The sequence below is a fragment of the Sorangium sp. So ce1153 genome (genome assembly GCF_051521595.1).
Taxonomy (GTDB): Bacteria; Myxococcota_A; Polyangia; order Polyangiales; family Polyangiaceae; genus Sorangium.
This window is the reverse complement of sequence record NZ_CP150361.1, coordinates 3,720,505-3,739,755: the sequence shown is the minus strand read 5'-3', so window position 1 is coordinate 3,739,755 and position 19,251 is coordinate 3,720,505. Positions and strand designations below refer to the sequence as shown.

The following is a 19,251-nucleotide window of genomic DNA, read 5'->3' as shown; positions in this document are numbered from 1 at the left end:
CGGCGTCACTGCGGGTCGTCGAGGTGCTGGGCGATGTACGCGAGGGTCTCCGGCCGCTCGGTGGCGAGCGTCTTCAGCCACATGCCGGTCGACGTGTCGCCGACGAGCAGCGTCATCGTGTGCTCGTCGGGTCGGCGCACCTCGCCGCCGAGGCGCCGCAGCACCGCGGCGACGTTCGCGGGCGTGCCGGTCAGGAAGTACCAGCCCTCCCCCGCCCTGAACTTCGCGGCGTACTCCTTCAGCGCGGCCGGCGTGTCGTTCTCCGGGTCGACCGTGATCGTCAGGATCGTCACCCGCTCTCCGCGGGCCCGGAGCAGCTCCTGCACGCGCGCGAGGTTGGCCGTCATCGTGGGGCAGGCGCCCTTGCACGAGGTGAAGGCGAAGTTGATGAGCACCTTCCGGCCCCGCAGCAGCCCCTCGTAGAACCGGTGCGAGCGGCCGTTCTGGTCGACGAGCTCGGTGTTGGTGAAGTACTTCTCCGCGGCGGCGTCGTCCTCGCGCGCGGTGCCGCCGAGCTTCATGCGCTCCACGCGAGGCGCCTTGTCCCCGGCGCCCGGCGCCTTGTCCCCGGCGGGCGCGGGCGACGCGAGCGAGAGCGCGAGGGCGACCGCGGCGAGGGCCGCGCCGGGCTTCATCGCGCGCCTCCGTCGGGAGCGCCCGCGCGGCGCGGGCGCACCCGCAGCGGGACGAACGGCACCGCGCCGAGGGTCACGCCGCGCCGCGGGGCGGCAGCGAGGACGCGGTACTCGCCCGGCTCGGGCGGGGTGAACGCGACCGAGAAGACGCCGTCCCCCTCGGGCCGAGGCGCGCCGCTCCAGCGGTATCCAGCAGGGAATCGAACGATCATGATCTCCATCTCCTTGGCGTCGATCGCGGGCGCCCCCGCCTTCGCGGTCGTGCGGAAGCGGAGCGTCGCCGGCGCGCCGGCCTCGAGGCGCAGGTCGGGCTCGAACAGCGGCTCCAGCGCGACGTCCGGCGCCGGGCCGCCGCCGCAGCCGTCCTCGCCAGCGTACGGCGCGCCCGCCGGGCAGCGCGCCGGCGCCACGGTCGCCTCGAGGCACACCGCCGCGCGGGGGCGGTCGAGGAGCAGCGCGACGTCGTGGAGGCCCTCCGCGCCGAGCCGCACCGTGGTCGCGTAGACGCCCGGCCGCACCTCCTTGAGCGAGCGATCCTCGACGAGGACCGCCGTCGGCTCGCGGCCGTAGTTCGAGAAGGTGCCGATCGGGGCCATCATGCCCTCCACGTAGAAGTAGAGGGCCCTGTCGGCCGGGCTCGCGACGACCGCGCCGTTGCCCTCGGGCATGGGGGCGATCGCCGCGACGAGCCCGCCCTGCCCTGGCGGCTCCGGGCGCGCCCGAGCGGGCGCCTCCTGGCCCACCGCGACGTGGACGACCGGGGGGACCGCCGGGCCGCCGAGCCCCGCCCGATCGATGAGCGAGACCCTGGCCGCGCCGCGGTTGCGGACGTAGGCGAAGGCGTCGGTGAACGTCACCGCGTCCGGCGCCGCGAACCCGGAGAGGGTGTGCGCCACGGCGCCCGTCGAGGCGTCGAGCAGGGAGACCTCGTTCGCGGCCGGGTTCAGCGCGAAGGCGAAGCGCCCCCGCGGATCGAACCGGACGGCGCCGAGCCCCGGCTTCAGCGGGACGCGCCCGGCCACGGTCCGGCGCGCCGGGTCGAGGATCGTCACCTCGGCGCGCTCCGCGTTCGCGACGTAGACCACGCCCGCTTCGTCGCTCGCCGCGATGGAGACGGCGCCCTCGCCGACGGCGACCTCCCCGAGCGGCTCGAGCGTGGCGACGTCCACCACGGCCACCGCCTCGCCGCGCTGGCTCGTGATCCAGGCGGCGCGACCGCCGTCGGCGAAGGCGATCTCGTGGTGGCCCGGGCCGACGCGGAGCGTCCGCAGCACGTCGGTCGAGCGCGCGTCGACCACGCTGACCGTGCCGTCGCCGTCGTTGCCCACCCAGACGGTGCGGCCATCCGGGGCGACGGCGACCCCTGTCGGCTCCTCCCCGACAGGGACGTTCGCCTTGACGAGGGCTCGCCGCGTATCGACGACGGCGAGGCCCCGCCCGCCCCGGAGCGTGACGTAGAGGCGGTCCCGATCGGGGTGGAGCGCCAGCGAGACGCCGGGGCCCGCGAGGCTGACGACGCTCCGGAGCTTCGTCCTGCCGAGGGCGACCTGCGGGTTGATGACCGAGAGGGTGCTGTCCCGGTTGAGGGTCCAGAGGAAGTAGGCGTTCATGTCCACCTCCGGACGCACGGACAGGAGGCCTGCCATGAAGGTCTTGATCTTCGCGCGGCAGCCCGCCTCGTCCGGCGCGGCGTCGAGCGCGCCCGCGGGGCCCCCGCCGGACGGGCCGGCCGCTCCCCCGGCCCCGCGGCGCGACATCCACCCGAGCGGCGACAGGCCGCGCACCGGGGCGCCGGTCGTCGCGTCGCGGAGGGTGAACTCGGCCACGGCGTCGGTGAACGCCGGGGCCGCGGCGGCCCCCGCGGCCGGGGCGGCGCCGACGCGGGGCGCGTCCCCCTCCAGGGCGCGCAGGGTGAACGCGATGGACACGCCATCCCGCTCGACCCGGCTCGCTGGCGAGGGCGCCGCCTCCGGCTGCGCCGCCCCCGGCCCGGCCGGCGACGCGGCCTCGGCGCGCGAGGGCGGGGGAGGCGCCCCCCGGCCGCAGCCGAGGAGCGCCGGGCAGATGCCCAGCGCGACGAGCGCGCGGCGTGCCCTCGTCGCGCTCACGGCGTGACCCGCACGATGCCCCAGAGCCCGCCGGAGAGCGGGACGCTCGGCTGATCGAGGTAGAGCCGGTCGCCGGGCTTCTCGAACTTCCCTCCTGCCCTGAAGAAGGGGTTCACGTTCCAGGCGGTCATGGGGCCGATGCCGCCCTGCGCGCCGATCACGAACGACGCCGGGTTCTGGCCCATCACGCGGGAGCCCGAGCCCTGCGCCCACGGGTTGTGCGCCCACTCCGCTCCCCAGAGGCTGAAGGAGTGCTGCCGCCGGTGCCCCGAAGGTTGCAGCACGCGGACGCGCAAGGTGTCGTAGACCCCCACCGTGAAGATCGGCGTCGCCGGATCGCCGTGCTCCGCCGAGCTGAAGATGGAGCTGAGATCGAGGCCGGCGATCTCGCCGAGCCGCTTCTCCGGGCGCACCCCGAGCCGCGCCCAGATCGGCTCGGTGCGGTAGTTGAACGCCTTGTGGCCGGTGCCGTCCGCGTCGACGTCGCCGACGATGTTCCGGAGGGCGGTCCCGCAGTTGAGGGACGGGTCCGCGCACTGGAACGCCGGATCATCGGAGTGCAGGGCGACCTCGTCCTGATAAAAGAGCACGATCTCGCGGAACCACCGCTCGGCGCCGGTCGCGTCCTTGTACTTCACCTGGGCGGCCGCGCGCGCGGCCGGCTTCGTGTACCAGACGGCGCCCTCCGGCTCGACGATCAGCGCGCCGATCGCGCCGTGCATGCCGTGGTTCACCACGTCCGCCATGTCCGTCAGGTTGATCGCGCCGAACTCGACGGGCTGCCACCGGACGTCGCCGTCGGGCGTCACGGAGACGTCGCCGGCGTACCACACGTATTTGCGCGACTTCCCCGGCGCGACCGTCTGGTCGCCGTTCTGGCCCACGTTCGCGCCGTCGCTCTGCGCGACGTCGGAGGCCACGAGCTGCGCGTGCAGCGAGACGTGGTTCGACGTCCTCACCTGGTTGACGTTGAACCCCTCGACGATGGGAGGGTTGTAGTTCCAGTGGGGCGTCTTCGGCGGGTCCTTGGGCAGCTCGTTGACGAGCGTGACCTCGACGCACTCGCCGGCCGCCGCGCGCAGGACGAGCGGCTCCGGCCCGCGCTCGCCTTTCCGGACGGCCTTCAGATCCTCCTTGAGGACGAACAGGATGGCGTCGGGGTCGTAGAGCCCGTATTCCGCGTTGTAGGTGAGGCGGTCGCCCGGCAGGTTGCCCTTCGCGGCGATCGCGTGGACGACGTACTTCCGCACCGTCGCGTTCGGCGGGCACACCCGCACGTCCTCGTCGCGGCCCCTCGACGGCGCGCCCGGGAGCGGCAGGAGGTCCGGGGTCGGCGCGCCGTGGACGCGAAGGATGCCCCACAGCCCCTCCCAGCGGTCGTCCGACGTCGCGATCTCGTACAGATAGTCCGCGTTGCCGGCCTTGTTCCTCCCGAAGAGGGGCGCCGCGTCGAGGGCGAGGTCCATCTGCTCCGAGGCGCCGATCGGCTGCCCGTTCGAGAAGCCGCTGTCGGGATCGGACGCCTCTTTGAGCCACTTCCACCCGTGCATGGAGAAGACGTGCTGCTCCGCGTGCGCGCCCTGGGTCAGGCGGAGCAGCGTGCGGTCCCCCGCGTAGGCGCGGAGCAGCGGCGTGAACGGGTCGCCGTGCTGCGCCGAGCTGAAGACGTGGTGCATGTCGCCGGCGGCGCCGCTCTTCTGGACCGCCTCGCCCGTCGCGCAGCTGCGCTCGGCGATCCGGAGCGGGATCGGCTCGTTCCTGTAATTGATGACCCCCCCGCCCGGATCGCGCCAGGAGATCGGCTCGCGGAGGAGCCCCCCATGGACGATCGCCGTCGGCAGCGGCGCCGCCTGGGTGGCCGGCGGGTTCACCGGCCTGCCGCACTCGTCGTAGACGATGGCGTAATCGGCGAAGCTCAGGTTGAACTCGCGGAAGGGCGGCCGGCCGTCGTCGCGCGGGAACAGGATGTCGGCGCGGTAGCTCGTCGGCCCGCCGTCGTCGCGCGCGCCAAAGAGGTGCCCCGTCTCCGGGTCGCGCCAGCTCGACCCGGCCGGCTCGACGACAAGCGCCGCATAGAGGCCGTGGTGCTGGTGCGAGGAGGCGGCGAAGTGGTCATGGGTGAAGGCCGTGCCGAGGGCGCGATCCTTCCCCGACGAGGTCACGATCGGATCGGCCCACCAGCGCTGCGTCGTGGTCTGCGCCCCGAGCGGCGCGCCGGACAGGCGCGGGTGCCGCGCCGCCGTGAGGGTGACGCGCGCGCCCGACTCGCCGAGGGTGCCGTCGGCGGCCAGGGCGCCGCCGAGGGCGTTGGCCGCGTTGATGCGCGCCACCACCTCCTGCGCGGCGAGCGTCCCGTCCTCGTAATTGAAGCCGTTGGCCGCGCCGTCCGACGAGGTGAGATCGAACTTCACGAGGTGGATGTGCTGGCCGATGACGTCGGTCGGCGTGAACATCTGGAAGTCGTCCGCCTCGAGCGCGTCCGGGATGGCGTTCGTGGCGTGGAAGACCACGCACTCGCCGGATTGGGCGCGGATGAAGAGCGGCTCCGGCGGCCGCGTGCCGTCGAGGGTGGACTCGTAATCTCCCTCGAGGACGATCGTGCGCGTCTGCGGGTCATGCCAGCCGGCGCGGTTCACGGTGGCGTCGATCTGGACGTAGGCGGCGCGGTAGGTGCGCACCGGCGCGCCCGGCGGGCAGGGGTCGGCGTAGGGCGCGCCCGGCGCCGGGGGCTGCCCGTTCACGAGGAAGAGCGCCGGGTCGCCTTCCGGGGTGAAGGCCGGATAGCCCTTCGCCGGGAAGCCGTAGCGCGTCGTGGCCGGCACGGCGCCCGGGAAGGCGCCCGCGTGGAACGCGCTGGCCGCGACCTCCGCCGGGGTGCCGTCGTTGGGCAGCAGCTTCACGTTGGCCTGGCTCAGCTGCACGTCGAAGTCGCCGCGCGCGCCGGTCTCCGCGCCGCCCGGCGGGACGCTGGTGATGAGGTGGCGCGGCAGCCCGCCGTCGTGCTCGATGTCGCGCGGCGGCTGCGGCGGCCGGTGCCCGCGGAGGCCGGCGATGTAGAAGGGGTATCCGGCCATCGGCGGGCGCGTCACCTTGCCTCCGCCGGGCAGCGTGACCGTCGTCGGCTCGTAGGTCGGCATCGGGGGCATCGCCGCGCCCGGGAGGGGCACGACGGCGGGCGTCGGCGTGCCCGCCGCGATCTCGCCGTCCGGGAGCGACCGGTCCGGCGTGCCCGACTCGAAGACGTCATGGCTGCGCCAGATACCCCACATGCCCTGCACGAAATGGGGATACAGGTGACAGTGGTAGATGGCGTCGCCCGCCGTGAGGTTTCGGTTGCCGCCGCCGCCGTACGTCATGTCGTAGGTGTACGCGGCCCTCGGGCCGATGGTCTGGGAGTCGATGTACGAGCTGTCCTCGTCGCCCGGCGATCGCAGCCACTGGTGGCCGTGGACGTGGAACACGTGCGTCTCGGTGGGGCCGGCGTGCAGGTTCCGGATGCGGACCGGATCGCCGACGTATCCGTGCGACACGTTGGAGGGGTCGTCCGGGTACAGGGCGCGGGCCGCCCTCCTGGTCCCGTCCTCCCCGATCTCGAACTCGACGTTGAGCGCCGGGTCCCCGTTGGTCCACGAGCTCAGGAAGAACTCCTCGAACTTGCACTCCGCGCAGTCCTTGCTCGGGCCGATCTTGTTCTTCTTGGCGAGGACGGCGGCGCCCAGGCTGGCCGCGCCGTAGTTGATGCCGAAGCCGCTGCGCACGCCATGGTAGAGCGGCGTGCGCAGCTCGGGGAAGGGCTGCACACCGCCAAGATCGTCGTGAAACAGGACCGTGAACTCGCGGAAATAGCCCTGATCCTCGGACACCGGGGTTCCGGCCTCGGTCTCGTGGAAGCCAGCGATGATCGCGTTGAGATCGCCGTGCACGATCTCTCCGTCGTCGTTGATGATCCTCAGGATCGGCTCGCCGGACGCGTCGACCGCGTCGTAGTCGATGCGCGGCGTGCCGTCCGGGTTCGGGGGGTCCAGGGACGCGGCCTGGAGCTCGGCGGCCGTGACCTGCGATCGGTACGCGACCGCGCCCCTCGGCTCGACGTGGACGGCGCCGAAAAGCCCCTGCGCGATCTGCCGGAGCGGCCGGCCGACGCCGTCCGCGCCGGCCATGGAGCCCGCGCTGTGCATGAGGAACGTGCCCTCGCGGCCGGCGAAGAGCCGGTAGGTGCGCGACTCGCCGGGCGCGGCCAGGGCGCTCTCGTCCTGCCCGACGTTCCCTCCGAGCGCGTCGAGGCTCTGCATCTGGAGCCCGACCACGTGAATCGAGGCGCGCCGCGTGGTCGGAGAGAGATCCGGCAGCGACGCGCCGTCGGGCTTGAGCCAGTTCGTGAAGGAGATGAACAGCGAGTCGCCGGCGCTCACCCGCAGGACGAGCGGCCTCGGGCGCTTGCCCGGCCGCAGCCTGGCGTTGCCGGGGCCGATGGGCTGCGCCGGATCGATGGCCGCGACGTCCCGCCGGAGAGCGTAGATCATGCCTCCAGGGGTGAACGCGCCGAACCGGTCATAAACGAGCATCTGATCGATCGCCACGACGTCGGCGAAGATGGTCTTCCCCGACGCGGGCGCGTCGGTGCCGTCAGTCACCGCCTCCTCGATCTGCGCCACGCCCTCCTCGGCGGGCGCCTTGTCGAGGTCCGAGCATCCAGCGGCGGCGATCGCCACCGCTGCCCCCCCGAGCAGCCGGAACAGCCTCATCACCACGAGTCTCTCCCTTCCCCCATCAGCGCTTCGAAGGGGGCATTCGCCTCGGACGACGGCCGTCCGAGCGTCATGATGAGATAAGCCGAAGGTCGGACGCCGCGCGCTCTGCCGGTATCCGCCAGCAGGATTGAAGATTTGTCTCTGCATTCCTCTTAGGTCAAGAATCTTCTCGAAAATACGCAGACTTCAGGACTCCGGTCATGCGCTGCCCGGAACAAACACGCGACCTGCGCGGCGCGCGCCCTCTGTCCGGGCCATCCCGTTCGTCCAGAGAGTGCGCTCTCGTCGACAGCACACCTGCCGCCCGGCGCAGGCGGCAGGGCGCGCCGCGCGGCCGGGCGGCGCGCCAGGGCGTTCGTCGAGGCGCCGTGGGCGCTACGCACGCCACCTCGGGCCCACGCCGCTCTGCCCGTGACGTCGGCTCTGCCCGTGACGTCGGCTCTGCCCGTGACGTCGGCGCGCGTACGGCGCGCTCGGGCTGTTCGGGTCCCCCATCACCTCGAGCGCGTCGTGGATCTCGACGCGGGCGAGCGCCATCAGCTTCTGCTGCACGTCGGCGCGCGTGTTCGAGAAACGGCTCACGAGCATGAGCCGTGCGTGGGCTCCGGCGCCGGCCCGCTCCCCTATGCAAGGGCCGAGGATATCGTCGTCGTGGCGTTCAGCCCCTGAGGCGCGCCGCGCGCAATGGCGGGCCAGCGCGGACGCGCAGCGCAGGCCGTCTCGGCGGCGAGCCCGGGCCGCGCCGCGCGATTCGCCGGGGCGCGGCGCGCGCTTCCATGGTATGCCGGAACACACGGCAGCGCCGTCCCCCTGGATATCCCGATGAAGCTTAACGAACGCCTCGCCGCGCTCGCCGAGTCCGGCATCGTCACTCTGGTGCTCGATCCGGAGCGCCTGCGCTTCCTCTGGGCCAACGCCTCGGGGCTGAAGCTCTGGAAGGTCGAGAGTCTCGAAGAGCTCGAGTCGCGCGACCTCTCGGACATGTCCGCGGCCGCCCGCGCGCGCCTCGCCGGGTACGTCGCGCGGCTTCGAGAAGGGCAGACAGCCGAGGAGACGTGGACCGTCTACCCGGGCGGGGAGCCGGTGCCCCTCCGCGCTTTCTTCTCGGGCGTCGAGCTCGACGACGGGCGCCTCGGCCTCTTGATCCAGGCGCTGCGCGTCGAGGACACGGCGCAGGTGGCGCTCGCCCGGAGCGTCGAGGCGCTGCGCCACGCATCGTCGATGGTGACCCTGCTCGACGCGCAGGGGAACGCGCTGCTCCACAACCCGGCGGCCCTGCGCGCGTTCGGCGAGGGCGCGCCGTTCGCCGGGCGCTTCGTCGACCCACAGGTGGCGGAGGCGCTCCTCGAGGCGGCTTCCCGGGGCGACGTGGCCTCGCGCGAGGCCGCGGTGCGGACGGCCGAGGGGGAGCGATGGCACCTCGTCGAGGCCCGGCAGGTGCCCGATCCGGTGACCGGCGAGCCGGCGATCCTGGTGCAGCACGTGGACGAGACCGGGCGGCGGGCGGCGGAGCAGACGGCCGAGGCGCAGGCCCGGTTCGCCGCGGAGCTCGCGGAGGCGCTCGAGACGGTGCAGCGACAGAAGCAGGAGATCCTGACGCTGTCGGCGCCCATCCTCGAGGTGGCGACGGGCACGCTGGCGCTGCCGTTGATCGGCGCGCTCGACGGCCCGCGCAGCGAGGAGATCGCGGCGCGCCTCCTCCACGCCGTCGTGGAGCGGACCGCGCGGTGCATCATCCTCGACCTGACCGGCGCCGCGACGGCGACGGCCGGGGCGGCCGAGCACATCGCGCAGCTCGTCCGCTCGCTCCGCCTGCTCGGCACGAGGCCGATCGTCACCGGCGTCCCTCCGGCGCTGGCGCAGGCCTTCGCGGAGATCGGCGCCGACCTGTCCGGGGTCATGATGCTGCGGAGCCTCCGCGACGGGATCAGGGCGTCGGCGCGGCGGGCCTTCAACTGAACGATCGCTCGGCGCGAGGCGCGCCTGGGCCGGTCAGAAAGCGTCGGTCTCGACGGTCACCACCGCTTCTTCGAAGGTCTCGGGGCTCGAGAAGAACGGGAAGGTCAGCGTCGGGCTGCCGAGGATCGCCTCGAGATCTTCGCCCACGGCCGTGAGCGTCACGCCGCTCCCCTCTCCCAGGCGGATGCCGGTGACGGCGTTCTCCTGGAGGATGTTGCCGTGCCACGCTGACTGATGCCAGTAGTTGAACGTGGTGAGCGGGTTCGGCGGCGCGGATGGATCGGGCAGGGTGACGGGGCCGTCGAGATCGAACGCGAGGCCCAGCGGGCGAGGCACGGAGATGGCCAGGTCGGCCTGGGCGCCCGAGGTGTTCGTGATCTCGTACGACATGAGAGGCGTGTAGCGCGCGTTCACGCCGAGGAGGCGAAGGCGAGCAGCGAGGATCGGGTGGGTGGTCGCGAATGCGATCTGGTAGAAGTTGCGATCTCCAGCGCCGGTCGGCGGGACGACGCCGACCCCGAGCTGCGCGAAGATGCCTGGCCGGGCGAGCCCGCCATTCACGCTGATCTCGGCGCAGTCCGCCGACTGCGCGACCACGATGGCCATTCCGGGGACAGCCTCGATCACGATGTAGTCGTCGGGCACGAGCGGCGCGACGGAGGCCAAGGGGGCGAGCCCCACACCGGCGAACTCGTCGCAGTCGTGGTACCGAGCGGCGAAGTCGGGCGAGAGGGAGCTCGCCTCCTGCGAAGCGGCGAGCTCGGGGGCGGCCTCCTGGTCGTCCTGCCCTCCTGTCGCACCGCAGGCTGTCGCGAGCATCAGCGGAAATGCCATCACGAAGGTGCTCTTCTTCATCGATCCAGTCGACTCCAGTCCGGGACTGCTCCCGTGCGGATGATTCCATCGCTCCGCCGCCGCGTCGATGGCCATCGACGGGCGAGAGCATGCCCGGTCCGCCGCGTCCTCACGAGCGCCGCTTCCGGGGCGCGGCGCCGCGGGCCTTCTTCGCAGGCGCGACCACGCGGGCCTTCTTCGCAGGCGCGACCACGCGGGCCTTCTTCGCTGGCGCGGCCACGCGGGCCTTCTTCGCTGGCGCGGCCACGCGGGCCTTCTTCGCAGGCGCGGCCACGCGGGCCTTCTTCGCAGGCGCAGCGCCGCGGACCTTCTTCGCAGGCGCGGCGACGGGCGTGCTCCAGGACCACCCGAAGCGCTCGAGGGAGACGTTGCCGCGCTCGTCGAACTCCACGCCTTCGGCCTCGAGCAGCTTGCGCTGGAGCGCGCCGCCCACCGGATCCTTGATGGTAACGGCCGCCCGATGACGCGGGCGGCTCCCGAGCACGCGTTGCCAGGGCACGCCCGCGCCCTCGCCCGTCTCCTTGAGGGCGGCGAGAGCATAGCCGACGTGACGCGCCGCGCGGGGGTGTCCAGCCATCGCGGCGACGGCGCCATACGTGCATACCCGCCCCGCCGGGATCCTCCGGATGACCCGGTAGAACGCGTCCCACCAGGAGATCGTCTCGGGGAGCGCGGCAGGCTCCCGGCGCCCACGGCGTGGCCCCGGGATCACCGTGAGGCGGCGGTCGCCCTCCGGAGCTTGTCTGCGCGCGCGGCGGTCCTTGGTCGTCACTCGGCCGACCTACCACGGATGGGCCGCGTCCGGGACTGCGGGCGCGCCTCGCCGTCGCCGCGCTGCCGTGCGCGGCGGATCGGGCCAGCGCGCTGGCCGATGAGCGGCCATGCTGCGCCACGAACATCGCGTCGCCAAGATCAGGCACAACGACTGCTTCGATACGGTGGATGAGGCGCTTGACGTTTCCGACACATTTGGATTTGCTGCTCCCCGGGCGAGGCAATGCCTCGCGTCCCAGCCCCGCGCCCCTCGGATGGTTCAAACTGACGGTTTCAACAACGAGAGATCCCGTATGATCGATCTGTCTGCCTTCCCCGTCACGCGCAAGTGGCCCGCGCAGCATCCCGACCGCATCCAGCTCTACTCGCTGCCCACGCCCAACGGCGTGAAGGTGTCGATCGCGCTGGAGGAGACCGGCCTGCCCTATGAGGTCCACCGCGTCGCATTCGACACCAACGACCAGCTCTCGCCCGAGTTCCTCTCGCTCAATCCGAACAACAAGATCCCGGCGATCCTCGACCCGCAGGGGCCGGGCGGCAAGCCGCTCGCGCTGTTCGAGTCCGGCGCGATCCTGCTCTACCTCGCGGAGAAGAGCGGCCAGCTGCTGCCGCAGGACGCCGCGCGCCGCTACGAGACGATCCAGTGGGTGATGTTCCAGATGGGCGGCATCGGCCCCATGTTCGGCCAGCTCGGCTTCTTCCACAAATTCGCCGGCAAGGACTACGAGGACAAGCGCCCGCGCGACCGCTACGTGGCGGAGTCGAAGCGGCTGCTGGGCGTCCTCGACGGCCACCTGCGCGGGCGCGCGTGGATGATGGGCGACGACTACACCATCGCCGACATCGCGATCTTCCCGTGGGTGCGCACGGTCGTGGCCTTCTACGGCGCGGGGGAGCTGGTGGGGTTCGACGACTTCAAGGAGGTGAATCGCGTACTCGACGCGTTCGCCGCGAGGCCGGCTGTGGTGCGCGGGCTGGACATTCCGTCGCGCAACGCCTGACCGCCGGCCTGCGGCGGCGCCGGGCACGGCGCCTCGGGTCCTGGCCGCCGGAGCTCGGCGACTGGGCCGGCTTCCCCTTCGGCCCCATCGGGCTGGTATTCACGTCGACGATGCGGCTCACACCCCAGGCCCAGCCGACCTGAGGCTGAGCGCCTCCAGCCAGACGTACGGCGCCCCACACTCCCTCGCCGCCTCGACGTTACCGCGCCAATACCGCGTCGCCTCCGCCCGCTCGGCCGCCTCTCTGCGCCGGAACGCCTCCAGCATGGCAGGCGCCGAGCTCAGCAGCGTTGCGGTCCGGCCCGCCTGCCATCGCTCGGACGCGGCCACCCCGGGTGCCGGACCGCCGCCCCGGCGAAGCGCCCCGCGCTCTTGCTTTCACGGCCATTCGCAGGCTCAGCTTGCCGCGGGCGGTGCGCGAGTTCGCCCGCGGCTTCGCCGGGCCGAGCCTGAGTTGGCTGGGTCCGGCTCGGCACCGGAGCGCCCCTCCGGATCGTTGTCGCCACCGATCACTGGTGGGAGCCGTGATCACAAGGCGCACTTCCGGGAATTAGTAAGGATAGCCAAGGAGGAGACGTGCGTTCAACTTCACTTCAAACTTTCGCTCTCATTTTAGGATTCGCTGCCGTGGCCTGCTCGGGATCGGACGATGGCTCCGGGGAAGCCGGGTCGGGTGGCAGCTCGGCGGGAACGGGCGGCGCGACCACGGGCGGCGCGACCACGGCTACGGGCACCGGCGGCGCGGGTGCCGTGAGCGGGTCGACCAGCGCGACCACGGGCAGCACGACCACGAGCAGCACGGCCGCGGGCGGACCGGCAACGACCGGCACCGGCGGCTCGGAGGGCCCCGCGACCACGACCACGACCGGCGGCTCGGAGGGCCCCGCGACCACGACCACGACCACGACCACGACCACGGCCACGACCGGCGGCATGCCTGCCGCGTGCACGGAAGCCGACAAGGAGGTCTGCAGCGATGACATCGGCACGCATTGCGGACTCACCTACGAGTACTGGAAGGACCGAGGCGAAGGATGCCTGGTCAACACGGCTGATGGTTTCAAGGTAGACTGGCGCAACATCAACAACCTGTTGGGCCGTAAAGGCGTGAGGCCGGGCGGCGTGGGCAATGTCGTCACCTACGAGGCCGACTACCGGCCGAACGGCAATTCATACCTGGGCGTCTACGGATGGACGACGAGCCCGCTCATCGAGTACTACATCATCGATAGCTGGGGCACCTGGCGTCCCCCGGGCGGAGAAGGGTTCGTGGGCACCGTCGAGAGCGATGGAGGCACCTACGACATCTACAAGACCCAGCGCGTCAACCAGCCTTCCATCGAAGGCAACGCGACGTTCTACCAGTTCTGGAGCGTCCGGAAGGAGAAGCGCACGAGCGGAACCATCACGGTCGCCAACCACTTCAACGCATGGGAGCGCCAGGGGCTGACCCTGGGGACCTTCTACGAGGTCTCGTTGGTCGTGGAAGGATACCAGAGCAGCGGCAGCGCTGACGTGAAGGTCTCGATCCAATGAGCGCTGGGGCTTGAGCATCGTCTCGTGAAATAACTCGAAATGTGAACGTTCACAATAACCAGAGGGTGTGAGCGTTCACGGGCTGGGAGGGGCTCTGTATCATCGGCGCCGGGACATATGAACGGCGCGTTCCCGTGATGTCAGGTGGCAGGTCGCGGTGTCGGGCGGCGCGTGGCGAGCAGCGGCGCGACCGTCGGCACCGGCGACCTGCGGGTTTTGGAGTGGGCGCTTTTCCTTTCCCCTCGGCTCATCCGCAGTCGGCGAAGTTCTTCTAACAACGAATTTCAGACCCGCTTATCTGCTCGGAAGCCTGGAGTCATGCTGTGCGATCAGCTGTTGGCTGATGCCCCCACCCGGGCTCGCCGAGCGGCTGCGCGGGAGCATGCGCCCGGCGTCCAGCCGTCACCAGGAGCACCATGCGAATCAACGATCAGGCAGGCCTGTCCACCGTGTCATTCGGCAAGATCTCGCAACGCACGTTCGGCTTCCTCTCATGCGTCACGGCCCTCCTGCTGGGAGCCTGCAGCAGCGGCGATCCCGACGCCGGGGGCACCGGCGGAGCCGCAGACGTGGGCCCCGCGGGATCAGGCGGAGCGGGCGCCACCCCCTCCGTCACCAGCGGCGGCAACCCGTCCACCTCCACCGCGACCGCGGGCTCCTCGTCCACCGGACAGGCCGCCGTCGGCAGCGGCGGCAGCGGCAGCGGCAGCGGCAGCGGCTCGAGCGGAACAGGTAGCACACACCCGAAGGATCATTGCCTGGACGGCTTCGATCCCCACCCCAGCGACGCGACGATCAAGGACGGTCCGGCGGAGTTCGCCAAGAACGGCCAGGTCGATCTCACGGTTCAGCCGGAAGTCATCGCCTGGATGGAGGAGAACGAATGGCAGGCCGCCCACTTCGAGTGGCACAGCATCCGGCGCTGTGGCGGCGGCGGGCTCGGCGGGATGAGCAGGGTCAACATCTGCAACTCGTCGGTGCCGGTCCCGTCGGACCAGGAGTGCAAGACCACGGGCGACGGCTTCCAGTTCCTCGCCATGCACCGGCACATGATCCAGTCGCTGAAGCAGCTGTGGCCGAATCACTCGGAGCAGTTCGAGGGGTTCAAGAAGTTCCCCACGACGGCGGAGGAGCTGCCCCAGCAGTGGAGATCGGACTTCAGGCCGTGGAGCGCCACGACGCTCGCCAACGCGAAGATCGCCGACGAGATCGACAAGCCGGAGAACCTGAGCCGCTTCCCGGACGAAGGCGCTTTCGGGATGTGGCTCCAGTGCTTCGCCGGTCAAGCCATCCCCGGCGCGAGCGTGTCGGCCAGCGGCCTGCACGGGGATCTCCACTTCAAGTGGGTGCGCAGTAACAACACCGACCACGGCCTCGGCAACCAGTTCACGAACATCGACAACTACATGTTCTGGAAGCTGCACGGCTGGATCGACAACGTCTGGGAGAAGTACCGCACCGCCAAGGGTCTGTCGCCCACCGACGAGGCGCTGAAGGACGCAGTAGCGGCCCAGTGCTACGAGATGGACGCGATCGCGCGTGTCATCAATCCTGAGCTGAACCCGGAGCCGGAAGAGCCCCTTCCCACCGAGTCCGGCGTGTTCCACAGCACGGTCCGTCCGATCTTCGAGAGCGCGATCCACAAGTGCAGCGGCTGCCACGCTGCGCCGTCGACCGGTCCACAAGCAGGTCTGTCGCTCGGCGGCGACATCAGCTCGACGGACATCGTCGCGGGCCTCGTCAACAAGCCCTCCACGCACGGCGGGCAGTTCAAGCTCGTGGTGCCGGGGAATCCGGACCAGAGCTGGCTCTACCTCAAGGTCGCAGGGACGGCTGGGAGCGCGGGGTGCAGGCCTTCAGGCGCTGCCACCTGCAACCCGGGCGTCATGCCGCAGGCCGCGGACGGGAGGCCGACCCTGACGAGCGCCGAGCTTGCGGCCCTCCGCCAGTGGATCCAGGACGGAGCGCCCGCGCCGACGAAGATGTAGACTCGCCCCGATCCGCCTCCCCCACGGTGTCGGCGAGGTGGGCGATGCTCATCGCGCCGTGGTGTCCTCCGCCGCCCCGCTTCCCTCGGCGCGGTGCTCGTCGATCACCTCGATCGTGCCCACGATGGCGTCGTTGAACGCCCCCAGCTCCTCCGCGGGGGCGAACGGGCGTCATGACCGGCAGCATACAGCCAGGAGCAACGCGCGTCTGTGATTCGATCCTGACCGCATGGTCCCCCGGCTTCGTGTCGGAGGCTGTGTCCTGGAGGCCCCGGCCTTCAGGCGTGGAGGCTCGCCCCTCCAGCGAGACGCCCCCGGTCGAGCACCTCTATCGGCTGCTCGGCGGGGAAGATCCACACTGTCGAGAGGAGCCCGCCGGTGCTCTCGTGGACCGCGAGGATGTCGACCGTGCCCTCGCCCGGCCCGCGGAAGCGCTCGTGATCGACGACCTTTTCTCCGACGCGCATGCGCGAGAGCAACGCCGCACGAGCCCGAGGCTCACGGTGGCCGACGAAGCCGAGGCGGCCGGTCCTTGTTCGCCGCGAGGTCGTCGGCACGCCCATTGCTAATTCCAAGAATGCGAATCAGCGGCTCGCGGTGCGCTGCCCCTGAATTGCGCCGCAGGATGGTCGATGCCTCCAGGCGGCCGACGCTCGGCGGACGCGCGTGTCGCGCGGCGCGCATCGATCGGGACCATGGGCATGGCTCATCGGCCGGGGCACGCCGCGCCTCGCCGAGAGAGTCTTTGAACAACAACGGAGATGAACATGTACGACCACGCTCGGAAGACCACGCTGTCCCTCCAATGGCTCGCCTTCCCCGTCATGACGGCGCTGCTGGCAGGATGCCTGACGGTCGATCAGGACACGGAGGCTTCACACGAAGACCCGGCCCTGGAAGGACAGCTGTCTCCCAGCGCATTTTCCTCTCCGTCGTCCGCCGCCCTGACCGAGACCGACGGGGAAGTGGAGGGGTTCGCCCGCGAGCGCGGCATCTCGTACTCCGAAGCGCAGCAGCGGCTCGGCTGGCAGACGCTCGCGCCGCAGCTCGACGAACAGCTCCGCGCCGATCTGGGTGACCGGCTCGGCGGCGTCTGGGTCGACGTCGCCGGCGGCGACCGGATCGTGGTCGGCGTCGTGCGCGAGGCCGTCACCGACGCAGCCGCTGTCGTGCGGGATGCGGCCCGGAAGATCGGCCTGACCGAGGGGTACGACATCGTCCCGGTGCGCCGCTCTCTGGCGGAGCTCGAGCGCGTCAATGAGTGGCTCGGCGGCGAGATCGAGAGGGTCAACGACGGCGCGGCCGCGACCCTGACCGCCGGCCTGCGCACGGACCTCAACGCGGTCGAGCTGCAGGTGCCGGGCGAGGGCCGGCTGACCGACGCCCAGCGCGAGCTGGTCGCCACCGCGAAGGCGCGGCTCAGCGACATGATCGTGGCCGGCTCGTACGCCGGCCGCCCCACGGCGCGCGCCTGCGTCTATCCTTATTGTGACTCGCCGCTGCGCGGCGGTGTCCGGATCACCAACTCCGGCACTGGCTGCACCGGGGCGTTCGTCGCCAAGAGCAAGGTGGACGGCGTGCTCTACCAGTTCACCGCCGGGCACTGCGCGTACGACAACTACGACGACTGGTCGACCCGCTTCACGGACACCTCCAGCCATGTGGTCGGTCCCGTGCATCACTGGGAGTGGCACAAGGGGGGTGACATGGCGATCTTGCGGCTCAAGAACGTGGCCGGGTGGGATCCGGAGCCGTGGGTCTACGTCACGAGCGGGCCGGACACGACGGCCAACACGGCGTACAAGATCACGTCCGACCACGCGAGCGTGCTGGGCATGCGCATCTGCACGACCGGCGCGTTCTACGGTCGCAGCGACTGCGGGTATGTCACCCAGCTCGGGGTCACGGCCACGTACGGCGGCGTGACGGTGCGCAACCTGGGTCGGGGGTCGTTCTGCGGGACCGGCGGCGACAGCGGCTCGCCGATGTACGCCTCGCACGTCGCCTACGGGCTCCAGGTCGCTGGCTACAGCGAGTGTGATAGCCTCTATCAGGGCATCCGAGCCGCCGAGTCGGTGCTGAACGTCAATGTCTTGCACGCCGCGCCATAGCAGACCGTTCGCCATCATGACGCGACGCGCACCTCGCGCCGGCTCGGGGCACGACCGGGCTCAGAGGTCGAAGCGACCTGACGCCTCGGGCTGGTAGGCGACGCGCTCGATCCGGAGGCGCCGCGTGCGGCTCGGCGTGGGCCACTCCACCTCGTCGGCCTCTCGACAGCCGAGCAGCGCGAGCCCCATCGGCGCGAGCACCGAGATCCGGCCGCTCTTCACGTCCGCGGTTCCGGGGAACACAACGGTCACGCAGAGCCGCTCCTGCGTATCGAGGTCGACGAGCTCGACCTTGGAGTTCATGGTGACCACGTTCGGCGGGATGTCCCCCGGCTTCACGACGTCCGCGCGCTCGATCTCGATCTCCAGCGCCTCCAGGTCGGGGGTATCGCCCCCGGGCCGCGCGCGGAGCGCTTCGAGCAGCCGCGCGAGCCGGTCGCGGTCGAATTCGGTGATGACAATGGGGTTCGAGTGAGGTGCCATGAGCTGGGATCTCCTTGTGTCGTCGACGTGATCCGGGCTCGGCCGAAGGTCTGCGCCGGGCGATCTGGCCGGCGCGAGCGCTCGCCCAGATCGCTCGCGCAGGCGCCCTCGACGCCAGCCCGCGTCATCCCGGGAGCGGCCGGCGGCGGGCGCCGGAGGACCGCTCCCCTACGAGCGTGCGGGCGACCTCGGGCAGAGCAGCCGGGTCCGCAGGGGGACGAGCGCGCCACGCGCGGCGCGGCAAGGCCACGAACGCGACGCGACGAGGTGCAGGCAGGCGCTCATCCCATGGGGACCGTAACACGACGGTCCCCCGCCGGCCACGACGAGAAGGGCGGCGCGCCCGGTCACGGGCGAGCTCAGGAGAACCGCGCCCGCGGCGAAAGGCCGAGCCCCGCTGATCGCGGATGGGCAAACGGTGGAGGGGTCCTGGATCACGAGAGGCTCGGGCGGCCAGGAGGCCAGGAGGACGACGCCGCCCGCCCGAGGGAGCGCCCGTGACGTGAGCGCGCTGCTACCGCGCAATCGCGCGGCAGCAGCGCCTTCTCGGCGCCGGTCGCCTCGGCTACCTTCGCCGCGTGGTCACGCGACGCGCTGGCGCTGACGATCTACCCGCCCTGACCGATGTCTTCGTCCGCTGCTTCAACGCGCCGCCGCTCTCCGACGGCTGGACGATGGAGACCGCCGCGCGCAAGCTCCGGGAGATCCACGATACGCCGGGGTTTCTCGGCGTGGTCGCCGAGGAGGACGGGCGGGTGATCGGCTTTGCCCTGGGCAACCTGGAGCAGTGGATCTCCTGCCCCCATTACTTCCTGCGGGAGATGTGCGTCGAGCCCGAGCGCCAGGGCGCGGGCGTCGGCACCTGCCTCCTCGAGGCGCTGCTCCGCGATCTGGAGCCCCTCGGCGTGCAGGCCGTCTACCTGCTCACGACGCGCGGAACCCCCGCGGTAGAGTTCTATCGGAAGCACGGCTTCGAGGTCCACGAGGGGACGCTCGTCTTCCTCAAGGCGCTCGACGGACCCGGAGCGTGAGAGCGCCTCGACGGCCGGC

14 protein-coding genes are annotated in these 19,251 nt (G+C 71.3%); 6 read left to right on the top strand and 8 right to left on the bottom strand.

The genetic code is table 11. The features are described 5' to 3' along the window. Nucleotides 1–5: 5 nt before the first annotated feature. The 4 genes from WME85_RS13260 to WME85_RS13245 all read right to left on the bottom strand — a co-directional run bounded on the left by WME85_RS13260 (nucleotide 6) and on the right by WME85_RS13245 (nucleotide 8,082). Nucleotides 6–635, bottom strand: a complete 630-nt coding sequence (locus WME85_RS13260; protein WP_437838236.1) for an SCO family protein — start codon at nucleotides 633–635, stop codon at nucleotides 6–8. After that, on the bottom strand, nucleotides 632–2,743 hold the full coding sequence (locus tag WME85_RS13255) for a YncE family protein (RefSeq protein ID WP_437838234.1): 2,112 nt from the start codon (nucleotides 2,741–2,743) through the stop codon (nucleotides 632–634). Before WME85_RS13255 ends, WME85_RS13260 begins: the two co-directional genes overlap by 4 nt. Continuing rightward, nucleotides 2,740–7,488, bottom strand: a complete 4,749-nt coding sequence (locus tag WME85_RS13250) for a copper oxidase (RefSeq protein WP_437842286.1) — start codon at nucleotides 7,486–7,488, stop codon at nucleotides 2,740–2,742. The genes WME85_RS13255 and WME85_RS13250 overlap by 4 nt, the downstream gene beginning before the upstream one ends. 381 nt (nucleotides 7,489–7,869) lie before the next feature. Beyond that, entirely contained in the window at nucleotides 7,870–8,082 is a 213-nt protein-coding gene (locus WME85_RS13245) for a hypothetical protein (protein ID WP_437838233.1), read from the bottom strand. 234 nt (nucleotides 8,083–8,316) lie between these two features. Here WME85_RS13245 and WME85_RS13240 point away from each other — a divergent pair, with 234 nt between their 5' ends. Next, on the top strand, nucleotides 8,317–9,453 hold the full coding sequence (locus WME85_RS13240; RefSeq protein ID WP_437838231.1) for an STAS domain-containing protein: 1,137 nt from the start codon (nucleotides 8,317–8,319) through the stop codon (nucleotides 9,451–9,453). A 33-nt stretch (nucleotides 9,454–9,486) separates the two neighbouring features. Here the strand turns inward: WME85_RS13240 and WME85_RS13235 are convergent, their stop codons facing one another. Further along, entirely contained in the window at nucleotides 9,487–10,308 is an 822-nt protein-coding gene (locus tag WME85_RS13235) for a hypothetical protein (protein WP_437838229.1), read from the bottom strand. A 109-nt stretch (nucleotides 10,309–10,417) separates the two neighbouring features. Then, nucleotides 10,418–11,080 carry an MGMT family protein gene (locus tag WME85_RS13230; RefSeq protein WP_437838227.1) on the bottom strand — a complete coding sequence of 221 codons (663 nt, stop codon included), beginning with the start codon at nucleotides 11,078–11,080 and terminating at the stop codon, nucleotides 10,418–10,420. A gap of 295 nt (nucleotides 11,081–11,375) precedes the next feature. Between WME85_RS13230 and WME85_RS13225 the strand changes: the two genes are divergently transcribed. The 3 genes from WME85_RS13225 to WME85_RS13215 all read left to right on the top strand — a co-directional run bounded on the left by WME85_RS13225 (nucleotide 11,376) and on the right by WME85_RS13215 (nucleotide 15,607). Then, nucleotides 11,376–12,083: a glutathione S-transferase N-terminal domain-containing protein gene (locus tag WME85_RS13225; protein WP_437842284.1), complete on the top strand. Its 708-nt coding sequence runs from the start codon at nucleotides 11,376–11,378 to the stop codon at nucleotides 12,081–12,083. Between the two features lie 627 nt (nucleotides 12,084–12,710). Beyond that, complete coding sequence (locus WME85_RS13220; protein WP_437838225.1) at nucleotides 12,711–13,619, top strand: glycoside hydrolase family 11 protein; 909 nt, start codon at nucleotides 12,711–12,713, stop codon at nucleotides 13,617–13,619. A gap of 416 nt (nucleotides 13,620–14,035) precedes the next feature. Continuing rightward, nucleotides 14,036–15,607, top strand: a complete 1,572-nt coding sequence (locus tag WME85_RS13215; RefSeq protein WP_437838222.1) for a hypothetical protein — start codon at nucleotides 14,036–14,038, stop codon at nucleotides 15,605–15,607. A 278-nt stretch (nucleotides 15,608–15,885) separates the two neighbouring features. Here WME85_RS13215 and WME85_RS13210 read toward each other — a convergent pair whose 3' ends face one another. Continuing rightward, entirely contained in the window at nucleotides 15,886–16,074 is a 189-nt protein-coding gene (locus WME85_RS13210; protein WP_437838220.1) for a hypothetical protein, read from the bottom strand. Nucleotides 16,075–16,374: 300 nt separating this feature from the next. Here WME85_RS13210 and WME85_RS13205 point away from each other — a divergent pair, with 300 nt between their 5' ends. Then, complete coding sequence (locus WME85_RS13205) at nucleotides 16,375–17,718, top strand: S1 family peptidase (protein ID WP_437838218.1); 1,344 nt, start codon at nucleotides 16,375–16,377, stop codon at nucleotides 17,716–17,718. Nucleotides 17,719–17,778: 60 nt separating this feature from the next. Here the strand turns inward: WME85_RS13205 and rnk are convergent, their stop codons facing one another. Further along, entirely contained in the window at nucleotides 17,779–18,201 is a 423-nt protein-coding gene (rnk, locus tag WME85_RS13200; RefSeq protein ID WP_437838216.1) for a nucleoside diphosphate kinase regulator, read from the bottom strand. A 578-nt stretch (nucleotides 18,202–18,779) separates the two neighbouring features. On the opposite strand from rnk, the gene WME85_RS13195 reads away from it, so the two are divergent. Then, nucleotides 18,780–19,232: a GNAT family N-acetyltransferase gene (locus WME85_RS13195; protein WP_437838214.1), complete on the top strand. Its 453-nt coding sequence runs from the start codon at nucleotides 18,780–18,782 to the stop codon at nucleotides 19,230–19,232. Nucleotides 19,233–19,251 lie beyond the last annotated feature (19 nt).